This is a genomic window from Planosporangium flavigriseum (assembly GCF_011947225.1).
Taxonomy (GTDB): domain Bacteria; phylum Actinomycetota; class Actinomycetes; order Mycobacteriales; family Micromonosporaceae; genus Planosporangium; species Planosporangium flavigriseum.
The window spans coordinates 94699-107458 of the sequence record NZ_JAATVW010000014.1 but is presented as its reverse complement, the minus strand read 5'-3'; the positions used below and the strand labels follow the sequence as shown (position 1 = coordinate 107458).

Below are 12760 nucleotides of genomic sequence, written 5' to 3'. Positions count from 1 at the left end.
CGAGAAGGCAGCGGGTACTTGCGGAATTGCATTCACCATCCCGCGAAAATGTCGGAAGTAGCTCCGGTGGATATGGATCCAGCCTGGTCACTCAGGCGGTGAGATCGAGGCGCGCCAGGAATCGCAGTTTCTCGCGATGCTGGCGGATACCACCTCCCTGGTGTCCGGTGAACGGGTACGGAATGATTTCCTTGGGCCGCTCCCCCGATATCCGGTTGTAGGCGGCGAAGACGGTGGACGGCGGCGTTATCTCGTCGATCAGCCCAACGGAGAAAAGGGCCGGCTTCCTGATTCGGGTGGCGTGATTGGCGACATCGAAGTACGAGAGGGTGTGAAAGACGCGCTCGATCCGGTCGGGGTACACCGCGCAGTACTCGGCCAGCTCGCCGTAGGGTTTCGCGTCGGTGATCTGTACGGCGCGGACCGGATGCGACAGGAACGGCACGTCCGGCAGGACCACGGCGACGCGGTCGTGCAGGCTCGCCGCCGCCAGGGCGAGCGCGCCGCCCTGGCTGGCGCCGGTGGTGACGACGGCCCGCCCCGCGGACGCCCCGTGCGCCAGTACCGCGTCGACCGCGCGGGCCGCGTCGACGTACAGGCGGACGTAGTAGTGCCGGTGCGGGTCGGCGATGCCCTTGGTCAGGAAGCCGTTGCTGCTGGGCTCCCCCGGGTCGGCCGGATCGGCGGTGTCCGCGCCACGCCAGCCACCGCCCTGGCCGCGGTTGTCCATGACGAAGTGCGGGTGGCCGGTCCCGGCCCACAGCAACCACTCCAGCGGATCGCCGCGACCACCGTTGTAGCCGACGAACTCCACGACGACGGGGGCGTCGGCCGCCATCTGGCGCGGGAGCAGCAGCCACCCGCGGATCGGATGGCCGCCGTACCCGGGGAACGTCACGTCGAAGACGTCGATGCCGGCCAGCGGCGTGTCGATCGGCCGAAACTCGGCCGGCGGGTCGAACTGTCGCGCCGCGGCGAGTTCGGACGTCCAGAATTCCGCGAAGTCGTCCGGCCGGGCGATGGCCGGCCGGTACTCGCGCAGCTCGTCGAGCGGTAGGTCGACGAACATCAGGTCTCCTGTTCGATCGCGACATCGGACTCGAGTTGCCGGTCCACCCCGACGAACCGGACGGGTCCGGTCATGGTCAGCCGGAGGCGGTCGTGGATCATCGTGCTCGACGTGCCGATCCACAGCTCGACGGGGCCAGGATCGACCCGGCGGCGGCCGTCCCGCCCGGTGTAGGAGGTCTGGTCGCCGTGGATCCGGATCACGGCCGTGCGCTGCTGCCCCGGCGGCAGCTCCACGCGTACGGCCGCGACCAGTTGCTGCACCGGCCGGGCGACCTCCGCCACCTCGTCGTGCAGGTAGACCTGGACGACCTCGGACACCGTCGACTCGGCCTCGTTTCGCAGACCCACCCGGACCGTGACGGTGCCGTCCGTCGGCCAGGTGTCCGGCCCGTCGACGGTGGCGCCGAGCCAGCGGGCCGGCCAGTACGACAGACCGTGCCCGAACGGGAACAGCGGTGTCGGATCGACGGTGCTGACGTCGGACCGGCGACCCAGTTGCGGCGCGAGGTAGGTCGAGGGCTGGTTCTCCCCGGCGGCGGGAAAGTGCACCGGCAACCGGCCCGCGGGGTCGACCCGCCCGGCGAGGACGTCGGCGAGCGCCGCCGCTCCCTCCTCCCCGGGATAGAACCCGCACACCACCGCGGCGAGCCGGTCCAGTTGCCGCTCCAGCTCGTACGGGCGACCGACCAGCAGGACCAGCACGACGGGGGTCCCGGTGCCGAGTACGGCCTCGAGAAGCTCCTCCTGCCGGCCCGGAAGCCGCAGGTCCGTCGCGTCGCAGCCCTCCCCCGACGTGCCGCCGCCGAACAGGCCGGCCTGGTCGCCGAGGACGGCCACGCAGACGTCGGCGCCGGCGGCGACCCGGCGGGCGCGTTCGAGGTCCGCGTCGGAGCCGCCCAGCACCGGGCAGCCCAGCTCGTAGCTGACCTCGTAGCCGGCCGGGTCGTCCGTCAAGGCCGACAACAGCGTCGGCACGTCGACGCCGATCGGGACGTCCGGGTGGTGGACGCCGACGTGCATCGGGAACGAGTAGCAGCCCAGCATCGCCTGTGCGGTGTCCGCCCGCGGGCCGACGACGGCGACCCGGGCCCCGGGCGCCAGCGGCAGCGCCCCGCTGTTGTGCAGCAGGACCACCGACCGGCGGGCGACCTCGCCGGCGAGCGCGCGCCGGTCGGCGTCGTCGAGCGGGACGTTGCCGGCTCCGGCGAGGATCGGTGGCTCCGGTGACCAGCCGGCGTCGAGCAGTCCGAGTTCGCACTTCTGGCGCAGGACCCGCCGCAGCGCGCGGTCGACGAGGCAGGCGTCGACCAGGCCGCTGCTGACGGCGTCGGCGAGGGGCTGGCCGTAGCAGTTCAGGGTCGGCAGTTCGACGTCGACGCCGGCGTCGATGGCCAGGGCCGCGGCCTCGGCCGGTGACGCGGCGACGGCGTGCAGCGTCTGCAGGAAGGTCACCGAGAAGTAGTCGGCGACGACGGTGCCGGTGAAGCCGAGCCGCTCGCGGAGCAGATCGGTGAGCACGGACGGGTCGGCCGCGACCGGTACCCCGTCGATGTCGGTGTAGGAGTTCATCACCGACCGGGCGCCGGCCCGGAGCGCCATCTCGAACGGCGGCAGCAGGACGTCGGCGATCTCCCGCGCCCCGGCCGAGACGGGCGCCAGGTTCCGCCCGGCCCGGGACGCGGAGTACCCGACGAAGTGCTTGAGGGTCGCGACGACGCCGGCCGACTGCACACCGCGGACGTAGGCGGATCCGATCAGGCCGACCAGCTGGGGATCTTCCCCGATGGTCTCCTCCACGCGGCCCCACCGCAGGTCGCGGGCCACGTCGAGCACGGGCGCCAGGCCCTGATGGACGCCCAGCAGACGCATGGTGGCGCCGATCTGCGCGCCCATCCGTTCGATCAGTACGGGGTCGAAGGTCGCGCCCCAGCACAGCGGCGAGGGGTAGATGCTGGCCCGCCACGCCGCCAGGCCGGTCAGGCACTCCTCGTGCACGAGGGCGGGAATGCCGTGGCGGCCGGCGTCCATGATCGCCCGCTGCGCCTCGGCCACCCCGCGGGCCCCCGCCACCGGCTCGACCGGTGCGGTGCCGAACGGCCTGGTCAACTGGCCGATGCCGGCGACGATGAGCTCCTCCCACGCGGCCGGCAGGGTGGCCAGTTCGTGCTGGTTCGGCGCCACCTGGCCGGAGGTGCGGTCGACGCCGACCCAGACGCCGTACAGCTGGGCGATCTTCTCGCGCAGCGTCAGGCGACCGATCAGGTCGCCGACCCGCGCGTCGATGTCGGCTGCCGGGGCGCGCCACAGCTCGGTCGGTTGGCCGGGGTCAGCCGTCACCGCGTTCCCTTCCCACGTGGAGGCGGGGCCGCCGTGGTCGACCGTTGGACCAGCCGGGTCGGCAGCCGTATCTGCGTCTTTCCGTCGGTACCGTTGATCAGCCGCAGCAGCATGGCCACGGCCTCGCGGCCCATGCGGCGAACCGGCTGTTCGACGGTGGTGAGCGGTGGTGTGGCGAGCGCGGACTCCGGCAGGTTGTCGAACCCGACGACGGACAGGTCGCGCGGAACGGCCAGGCCCCGTTCGCGCGCCATCTCCATCACCGCGATCGCCGAGACGTCGTTGGCCGCGAAGACGGCGGTGGGGCGAGCGGGCGCGTCGAGCAGTCGCCGGGCCGCCCGCGCCGAGGGTTCGGGCTGGTAATCGCCGCGGACGACGAGCATCTCGTCGACCGGGATCCCGGCTCTCTTCATCGCTCGCCGGAACCCCTGTTCGCGCAGTCTGGCCGACTCGAGATCGGGGCGACCGGTGACCATCGCGATCCGGGTGTGCCCCAGGCCGATCAGGTGCTCGGTCGCGAGCACCGCACCCTTCAGGTTGTCGGCGACGACGGTCGGCAGCGCGGAGGTCCCGGTGTGCGGATCGACCGCGACGACGGGGGTGCCGAAGTTGACGTCGACGACGGTCGGCGTCACCACCACAGCCCCGTCGATCAGGGTTCCGCTGAGCCGGCTCAGCGACCGGCGCTCCCAGCCGTCATGGCTGTCGCCCAGCCCGCTGGCCGAGTAGACCAGCAACTCGTAGCCGGTGCCACGGATGGCGTCGGCCACCCCCTTCAACAGTTCGGTGCTGAAGGGTTCGAGATCGGCCACCAGCACCCCGATCACCATCGTCTGGCTGTTGCGCAGGCTCTGCGCCACCAGGCTCGCCTGATAGCCGATCTCCTCGACGACCCGCATGACGTGCGCGTACGTCGCCGCGGCGACCCCGTAACGCCGGTTGATCACCTTGGAGACGGTGGCCACCGAGACGCCGGCACGGTCGGCGACATCCCGGATCGTCGGTCGGGCGGTGCGTTCCACGATCCCGGATCGTAATGTTCGAAATCGTTTTCGACAACGATTGACATCGATCGGACACGTGCGCAGAATCGCGGCATCCAACCCGTCGGGCTCCGCCTCCCGGGACTAGTCAGCCCAGGTCAGGAAGGACAGCTATGGTCGGAGTGAAGCGGCTCGCCGCGGCAGCGACCGCGGTGGGGGCGGTGGTGATCCTGGCCGCCTGCGGCAGTGGTGGCAGCGGCGGTGGAAACGCAGGAGGCCCGGTCACCTTGACGTGGTGGCACAACGGAACGAACGAACCGCTGAAGACCCTGTGGCAACAGGTCGCCGACGCCTACCACCAGGCCCACCCGAACGTGAAAATCAGCGTCGTCCCGATCCAGAACGAGCAGTTCACCACGAAGATTCCCCTGGCGCTCCAGTCGAACAACCCGCCGGACATCTACTTCAACCAGGGCGGCGGCCTGCTGGCCACGCACACCGAATCCGGCCGGGTCGCGCACCTGACCGACCTGACGGCCGGGTTCGTCAAAGACCTGGGTCCGGCCGCGGCGGGCTGGCAGGTCGACGGCAAGCAGTACGGCATCCCCTACGACACGCACGTCGTCGGCTTCTGGTACCGCAAGGACCTCTTCGGCAAAGCCGGAATCACCACGCCTCCGTCCACGATGGACGAACTTAACGCGGACATCGTGAAGCTGAAGGCCGCGAACATCACGCCGATCGCCCTCGGCGGGAAGGACCGCTGGCCGGACGCCTTCTACTACAACTACTTCGCGGTGCGTGAGTGCAGTGTGGACACCCTCAAGTCCTCGGTGAAGGCGCGGAAGTTCAACGACCCCTGCTTCACCAAGGCGGGCCAGGACGTCCTGGACTTCCTCGCCAGCAAGCCCTTCCAGCCCGGCTTCAACGGGACGCCCGCGCAGCAGGGCGCCGGAAGCTCGGCCGGCCTGGTCGCCAATGGCGCCGCCGCGATGGAGCTCCAGGGTGACTGGGAGCCGAGCGTCATGGTCGACCTGGCCACGGACAAAAACTTCACGGCCAACCTCGGCTGGTTCCCCTTCCCCTCGATCAGCGGCGGCAAGGGCGACCCGAACGCCGCCCTCGGCGGCGGGGACGGCTTCTCCTGCACCACGAAGAACGCCGCCGCCTGTGCCGACTTCCTCACGTACCTCGCCGGCCCCGAGGTTCAGACGAAGCTGGTGAAGGCGGGTGCGGCGGTCATCCCGGTCAACGCGGCCGCGGCGTCAACGATCACCGACCCGACCGTCAAGCAGGTCTTCGACTACAGCCACCAGGCCAGCTACGTGCAGACGTACTTCGACATCGCGCTGCCGACCAACCAGGGTCAGGCGCTCGATGACGCCGTCGCGAACATGTTCGCCGGCCAGGGCGGGGCGGACGCCGTCGCGAAAGCCGTCAACGGAGCGAGCTGAGTGATGGCCGAGCCCGTGACAGCCGATCCCGACACCGGCGGCGTCACCGCAGAGCCGACGCCGCCACCCGGCCGCCCATCGGTACGGCCGGGCCGGCGCCGCCCGCCGGTCCGTCGGGCCCTGGAGCTCAGCCTGCTGCTCGCGCCGGCCCTGCTGCTCTTCGCCGTCTTCGTCCTGCTGCCCATCGCGCTCGCCGTCTACTACAGCCTCTACAGGTGGAACGGATTCGGACCGCTGTCGGACTTCGTCGGCGTCGAGAACTACCGCAGGGCGCTCGCCGATCCCGTCTTCGACCGGGCCATCTGGCACAACGTGCTGATCGCCGTACTGTCGCTGCTCATCCAGCTGCCCCTGAGCATCGGGCTCGCGCTGTTGCTGAACGGGCGCATCCGCGGGAGGGCCGCGCTGCGACTGATCGTCTTCACCCCGTACGTGCTGTCGGAGGCCGTGACCGCCGTCGTCTGGCTGTCCATCCTCCAGCCGAACGGCGTGTTCGACCAGTTCCTCACGGCGGTCGGTCTGCGCGGGTCGATCCACGAGTGGCTCGCCGACGGCGACATCGTGCTGTACACGCTGTTCGGCGTGATCACGTGGAAGTACATCGGCTTCGGCATCATCCTGATGCTCGCCGGCCTGCAGGGCATCCCGTCCGAGCTGCGCGAGGCGGCGGCGCTCGACGCGTCGAGCTGGCAGAGCACCCGGTACGTCACGCTGCCGCTGCTCGGCCCGACCATCCGCATCTGGATCTTCCTGTCGATCATCGGTGCGCTGCAGCTGTTCGATCTGATCTGGATCATGACCCTGGGTGGTCCCGCCGGCGCCTCCACCACGATGGCGACGTACCTCATCGACCACGGCTTCCGCCGCTACCAGTTCGGCTACGGCAGCGCCGTCGCCGTCCTGCTGTTCACGGTGTGCTTCCTCTTCGCACTGGCCTACCAGAGATTCGCGCTCCGCCGGGACACCGCCGGAGCCGTCGACCGAGCCATGAGGTAACGGCCCATGACCTCAACAGCCGCCGTCGCACCGGCGAAAATGCCCCGGCGCCCCCGGCGGGTCGGGCCTGCGCTGCGTTACCTGGCGGCGCTGGTGATCGTCGCGGTGACGGTCGTACCGCTGCTGTTCGTGATCCTCGGCGGTTTCCGCACCACCGCGCAGATCAACCAGTCACCGGCCGCCTTGCCGGAGCCCTGGGTGCTGTCCAACTACGCCACCATCCTCACGTCGGCGGACTTCTGGCGATTCCTCACCAACAGCGTGATCATCGCCGTCGTCGCCACCGTGGTCGCCGTCGCGTTCGGTTCGATGGCGGGTTTCGCGCTGTCGCACTACCGGTTCGCCGGCCGGGAGGCGCTCTACACGCTCTTCACCGTCGGGCTGCTGTTCCCACTCGGCGTCGCGACGCTGCCGCTGTACCTGCTGCTCCGGCAGATCGGGCTGCTGGAGAACCTGATGGGCGTGGCCATCCCGCAGGCGGCCTTCTCGCTGCCGGTCACCATCGTCATTCTTCGGCCCTTCATGACGGCGATTCCGGGGGAGTTGGCGGACGCGGCGGCCATCGACGGCGCGGGCCGGCTCACGTACTTCTGGCGCATCCTCCTGCCGCTGTCGCGCCCGGCGCTGGTGACCGTCTCCGTACTCGCCTTCGTCACGAGCTGGAACTCGTACCTGCTGCCGCTGCTCGTCTTCAACGACCAGTCCCACTTCACGCTGCCCCTGGGGGTGGCGACCTTCCAATCCCAGTACTCGCAGGACACCGCGCGCATCCTCGCGTTCACCGCGTTGTCGATGGTGCCGGCGCTGGCGTTCTTCTCGTTCGCCGAACGGCGCATCGTCGGGGGCCTGACCGGATCGGTCAAGGGCTGAGCCGGTGGGTTACTTCAGCGGAACGTCGAGATAGGAGCCGCCGGCGATGGTGATGGAGCCGAGCGGGGCATTCTCATCGAAGTAGAGCGGATCGACGCTGTCGACGACGAGGGCGAGGCTGTGGCCGGCCGGCATGTCGTAGGCGGTCGCCGACAGGCCGAGGTCGACCGTACGGCTGCCGGGTTTGCCGCCGAGCCAGCTGACGGGCGCGTGGGTGACCAGCTTGGCGTTGCCGAGCGGGTCGAGGTCGTACAGGTACGCGACGACGGTGCCCTGCGCCGTGGTGCCGGTCAGCTCGAGGTGCAGCGTCGGGATGCCGCGGACGCGCAGCGGTGTGGCCGACGGGGCGGACATCCAGACGCCGGCCCAGGCGCGGTTGACCGTGGGAAGCAGGATCTGCGGCTGCTGCCCAGTGAACCCGGCGGCACCGTTGGTGAGGAGCATGACGCCACCGTCGGCAGTGGTGTCCAGGTCGGTCGGGATCGTCTTGCTCCACCCGGCGGTGGGCTTCCCACCGAGCGAGCCGGTGCCGTCCAACAGCCGGATCCGGCCCAGCCCGTACCGGCGGGTGCTGGAGTTCAGCGCCGACCAGGACGAGCGTGCCTCGGCGGGGGCGTTGAGCGGTTGGATCTGGACCGGTGCTTCGCGGGTGACTCCCGTGTCGACGCCGGCCAGGTACTGGTCGAACCACCGGCGCAGGCTCGTCCACGCGGCGTTGTCCAGCCCCATGAGGCCGGTGAGCTCCGCGGTCGCGTGGTCGCCGGGGCGAAGCTCCAGGCGCTTGGGGGTGGTGAGTCGGCCGTAGAAGTCCGCCAGCTGATTGGGGGCGAAGATGGTGTCACCCCACGCGTTCGCGATCAGCACTGCCGGCCGGTTGGCGTTGATTTTGTCGATGTACGTCTTCGCCGAGCGGACCTTGGCCCACGCGATGATCTGGTCGACGTTGCGGTTGGCGGCGAAGTCGGCCATCACGCCGGCCAGGTCCGGACCGATGTGGCCGGCCCCCGCGGCGGCGACCGTGAGCAGGCCGACCGACTGCTTGTGCCGGGTGGAGTCGCCGTAGAGGGAGTACACCAGGTCGGTCCAGCCGCTCAACATGGCGACCACCCGGATGCGCCGGTCGAACGCCGAGCCGAGCAGGCTGATGCCGGCGCCGTAGGAGACGCCGGCCGCCCCGATGCGGGTCGGGTCCGCGGCCGTGTTCGCGATCGTCCAGTCGATGACTTTGGACAGATCGGCCATGTCCTTCGGCCCGGCGGTGTCGATCTCGCCGCCGGAGAGCCACCAGCCGCGCGGCGTGTACGAGACGACGACGTAGCCGTGCGCGGCCAGCGCGCTGGCCTGGGCCAGGTACTCGGCGTCGTTCATTCCCCAACTGGACGGGAAGACGAGCGCCGGGTACCGGCCGGCCGGGGCCGGGGCGATGACGTTGGCTTTGAGGACCACCCCGTCGCCGGGGATGTCGACGGGCCGGAATCCGGTCGTGGCCACCGTCGTGCCGGAGGCCTGGACCCGGGCCGTGGGTACCGCGCCGGCGGGGGCCGGGCTCACCGTACCGGCCAGGAGCGCGGCGGTCGCGACCGACAGGAGGCGGACGGGCAGGGGCGAACGGCGGGGCGCCATGCGGACTCCTAGCGCGGAGGTCGGATGTGGGGCAGCGGCATGCATGACGGCCTGTCAATGCTCTGGTCCAGAGCGAGGCGACAGCTGTGGTCTTCCGGTTACGGCAGCGTAGGAATCAGTAACGAGAATTTAAATAAGGTGACTTTCTCATTACTCGGAAGTAACATATGTCACTTCGAGAAGGGTGACAGTCATGTACGGCGCTCCGCGGCGGTGTCGCCAAGACGCCCAACGGAACCGCTTGGCCATCCTCGAGGCCGCCAACGACGTCATGGCCGGCCAGCCGCCCGCCGCTGTCATGCCGGAGGTCGCCCGGCGTGCCGGCGTCAGTCAGGCCACGCTGTACCGCCACTTCAGCAATCGGTACGCGCTGATTTCCGCCCTCGTCGCGCACCAGGTGCAACGACTGGAAGCCCTGGCCGCAGCGCTCACCGACCACCCCGAGACGTTTCGTCCGCTACTCCGCGCGGTGCTGCACGCCCAGGTCGCGATGCGCCCGCTGGTACGCCTTACGCAGCACCTGGATCCGGCCACCCGGGACCGGTACCACCAGCGCGTGATCGCGGCGCTCTCCGCGCCCCTGCGGCAGGCCCAGACTCACGGATACGTGCGCGGCGACATCACACCGGACGATCTGGCGCTGTTGTTCCTCATGGTCCAAGGCGTCACCGAAGCCACCGACGACGCGTCGGCGGCGTACACCGCCGCCGAACGCTCGATCGAACTCGCCCTCGACGGTGTGTTCCGCCCGGAAACCTGAGCAGAAGCCGAAGCTTGCGCAGGATCAGCGCTCGACCAGGGCCAGCACCCGCGCCGGGCTGCCCGAACCGCCGACGATCTTCAACGGACTGGCGACGAGGACCACGCCGGTCGGCGGGAGCTGGCTGAGGTTCTGCAGCTGCGTCAGACCGTACTTGCCCGCGCCGTGCATGAAGGTGTGGCAGGGGAACATCGGGTCGAAGCCGGCCGCGGCGCCCGCATCCGTGCCGACGGTCTCCACGCCGAGCCCGACGATCGGCGACTCGTGGGCCAGCCACTGCGCGCACTCGATCGAGATGCCCGGGGTGTGCGGGCCGTTGGAGTCGGCGTTGAGGAACTCCTCCTGGGAGCTGGAGCGGGCGTCCCAGCCGGTGCGGTAAAGCAGCCAGCCGCCCTCGGGGAGCGGCTCGTGCTCGCTCTCCCACTGCTTGATGTGGTCCACCTCGAGCAGGAAGTCGGAGTTCTTCGCCACCTCGGCGGAGAAGTCGAGCACCACCGCCGGGCCGACCAGCCGGCGCGCCGGCACCGACGCCACGTCCTCGCGGTCCCGCCCGGTCACCCAGTGGTTGGGGGCGTCGAAGTGGGTGCCGGTGTGCTCGCCGGTGCGGAAGTTGTTCCAGTACCAGCCCGGGCCGCGGTCGTCGTAGCGGCTGATCTCCTCGAGCTCGAAGGCTGCCGTCTGGCCGAACTGCGGAGGCAGCGCCAGCGTCGGGGTCTCGCTCGACAGCGGGGCGCTGAGGTCGATCACCTCGACCGAGCCGGACGCGAGGGCGGCGGCGAGGGTGGAAAGGACCGACATCTGAAGCCTCCTACGAACTCCCTCACGGTGAGGGTTGAGCGGCTGCCGAGCTGGCGACCGCCGATCCTATGTGGCGTTCTTTGCCCTGGTCAACGAGCCGAGATGCGTCCCAACCCGTGGTATCAGTGGCCTCGGAACGCCTCCTCGAGCCACCACGCGCCGCGGGACGAGATGACCTTGGCGTCGACGACGAGGGGGCGCTCGCGCGCTCCGGCGAGCCAGTCGCCGACCCCCTTAAGGTCGTCGACGGTACGGACCGTCACCGCGTCACAGCCGAAGCCCCGCCCCATGGCGGCGACGTCGGTGTCGGGGAACCGGACCGTCTCGAGCGGGTACCCGTCCGGTCCGAAGTGGTGCACCTCCGCGCCGTAGGCCGCGTCGTTGTAGACGACGATCACCATGGGCAGGCCGAGCCGCGCGACGGTCTCGAGTTCGGCGACGCCCATGAGGAAACCGCCGTCCCCGCAGGCGGCCACGGCCAGCCGGTCGGGCCGGGCGAGGGCCGCGCCGATCGCGGTGGACAGGCCGAGGCCGATCGACTGGTACGCCTGAGTGAAGCAGAAGCCGGCCTCGTCGGGTACGGACAGGAACATGCTCGGGTAGCCCATGAAGTTTCCCGAGTCGACGGCCACGGTCCGCTCGGCGGGCAGCAGGTCGTCGAGCGCGGCCGTCAGCGTGCGCGGGTCGATGTGCGTGGCGTCGGAGGTGTCCGGGTACGGGTGGTCCCGCCAGCGGGGCCGGCGGGCGATGCGGTCGCGTACCTCGTCGGTGCGGTAGCCGCCTGCCTCGTGGCCGCGGGCGGCGAGTTCGGCGGCGACGGCCTCGGCGGTCGCCCGCACGTCGCCGAGCACGCCCAGGTCGACCGGGCGGTGCGCGCCGAGCGCGTCGACGTCGAGGTCGACCTGGACCACCGTCGCGCCGGGGGCGATCAGCCGGCCGTGGCGCATCGTCCACATGTTCAGCGCGCAGCCCCAGCCGACGATGAGGTCCGCGCCGCGGATCAGGTCGGCGGCCAGGGGCGAGGCGAAGCCGCCGGAGACGTCGAGGGCGAACGGCGAGCCGTTGAACAGCCCCTTCGCCACCGCGCTGGTGGCCAGCAGCGCGCCGCACCGCTCGCCCAGGTCTTCGAGCGCTGCGCGGGCGCCGGACAGCCGGGCGCCCCGGCCGGCCACGAACACCGGCCGGCGGGCCGCGGCGAGCACGTCGGCGAGCGCGACGACCGACTGCCGGGCGGGGCCGGGCGGCGGCACGTCGAGGACGGCCGGCACCTCCAGCGCGTCCGCCGGGTACGCCGCGTGCTGGACCTCCAGCGGCAGGTTCAGCACGACGGTGCGCCGCTCCGCCGACGCGCGCTGGTAGGCGCGCGCCGCGTCGGCGACCGCGGTCTGCGGCGACCGTACGCGCTCGGAAAGGGCGCCGACGGCGGTGGCGAGCGCGTCCTGGTCCACGTAGAAGTTCGAGCCGGGCTGCGTCGCCTCGGCGGTGAGCACCAGCAGCGGGGTGCGACTCTTGGCCGCCTCGGTGATGCCGGTCATCGCGTTGGTCAGGCCACAACCCTGGTGTACCGAGAGGGCCGTGACCTTGCCGGACACGCGCGCGAAAGCGTCGGCCATCGTCGCCGCGCCACCCTCGTGCCGAGCGGCGACGAACCGCGCGCCGGCGGCGACGAGGGCGTTGGTGACGTGGAAGTTACCGCTGCCGACCACCCCGAACACGTGATCGACGCCGAGTGCCGCAAGGGTACGGCCGACCGCCTCCGCAACCAGCATCGTTGTGCCTCCCGCCTGCCATGTTCCGGATCATTCTGCACCCCGACCCCCGGTAGTCCCTGGTCACCGGGCGGACATAGGTATTTGTTTTCCGGCATC

General features: G+C 70.6%; 10 protein-coding genes. 4 read left to right on the top strand and 6 right to left on the bottom strand.

Annotated elements, in window-relative coordinates:
- Positions 1 to 91: 91 nt before the first annotated feature.
- Genes HC028_RS19100 through HC028_RS19090 form a run of 3 tightly spaced genes read right to left on the bottom strand, consistent with a single transcriptional unit; the run spans position 92 to position 4430 of the window.
- Positions 92 to 1069: an acetylxylan esterase gene (locus tag HC028_RS19100; RefSeq protein ID WP_168078729.1), complete on the bottom strand. Its 978-nt coding sequence runs from the start codon at positions 1067 to 1069 to the stop codon at positions 92 to 94.
- Positions 1069 to 3408: a beta-glucosidase gene (locus tag HC028_RS19095; protein WP_168078728.1), complete on the bottom strand. Its 2340-nt coding sequence runs from the start codon at positions 3406 to 3408 to the stop codon at positions 1069 to 1071. Before HC028_RS19095 ends, HC028_RS19100 begins: the two co-directional genes overlap by 1 nt.
- The gene (locus HC028_RS19090; protein ID WP_168078727.1) at positions 3405 to 4430 is read right to left on the bottom strand and encodes a LacI family DNA-binding transcriptional regulator; all 1026 of its coding nucleotides are present in this window, start codon (positions 4428 to 4430) and stop codon (positions 3405 to 3407) included. Before HC028_RS19090 ends, HC028_RS19095 begins: the two co-directional genes overlap by 4 nt.
- A 134-nt stretch (positions 4431 to 4564) precedes the next feature.
- On the opposite strand from HC028_RS19090, the gene HC028_RS19085 reads away from it, so the two are divergent.
- From HC028_RS19085 to HC028_RS19075, 3 genes are read left to right on the top strand one after another with little or no spacing between them, the layout of a single operon-like run.
- Complete coding sequence (locus HC028_RS19085; RefSeq protein ID WP_168078726.1) at positions 4565 to 5845, top strand: extracellular solute-binding protein; 1281 nt, start codon at positions 4565 to 4567, stop codon at positions 5843 to 5845.
- A 3-nt stretch (positions 5846 to 5848) separates the two neighbouring features.
- A complete protein-coding gene (locus HC028_RS19080; RefSeq protein ID WP_168078725.1) occupies positions 5849 to 6841 on the top strand; it encodes a carbohydrate ABC transporter permease in 993 nt (330 codons plus the stop codon).
- Between the two features lie 6 nt (positions 6842 to 6847).
- On the top strand, positions 6848 to 7711 hold the full coding sequence (locus HC028_RS19075) for a carbohydrate ABC transporter permease (protein WP_239075411.1): 864 nt from the start codon (positions 6848 to 6850) through the stop codon (positions 7709 to 7711).
- 9 nt (positions 7712 to 7720) lie between these two features.
- Here HC028_RS19075 and HC028_RS19070 read toward each other — a convergent pair whose 3' ends face one another.
- Positions 7721 to 9334: a CocE/NonD family hydrolase gene (locus HC028_RS19070; RefSeq protein ID WP_203981255.1), complete on the bottom strand. Its 1614-nt coding sequence runs from the start codon at positions 9332 to 9334 to the stop codon at positions 7721 to 7723.
- A 241-nt stretch (positions 9335 to 9575) separates the two neighbouring features.
- On the opposite strand from HC028_RS19070, the gene HC028_RS19065 reads away from it, so the two are divergent.
- Positions 9576 to 10094, top strand: a complete 519-nt coding sequence (locus HC028_RS19065; protein ID WP_239075410.1) for a TetR/AcrR family transcriptional regulator — start codon at positions 9576 to 9578, stop codon at positions 10092 to 10094.
- Positions 10095 to 10118: 24 nt separating this feature from the next.
- Here HC028_RS19065 and HC028_RS19060 read toward each other — a convergent pair whose 3' ends face one another.
- Together HC028_RS19060 and HC028_RS19055 are read right to left on the bottom strand one after the other, a co-directional pair.
- The gene (locus HC028_RS19060; RefSeq protein ID WP_168078723.1) at positions 10119 to 10892 is read right to left on the bottom strand and encodes a cyclase family protein; all 774 of its coding nucleotides are present in this window, start codon (positions 10890 to 10892) and stop codon (positions 10119 to 10121) included.
- Between the two features lie 122 nt (positions 10893 to 11014).
- Complete coding sequence (locus tag HC028_RS19055; protein ID WP_168078722.1) at positions 11015 to 12661, bottom strand: thiamine pyrophosphate-binding protein; 1647 nt, start codon at positions 12659 to 12661, stop codon at positions 11015 to 11017.
- Positions 12662 to 12760 lie beyond the last annotated feature (99 nt).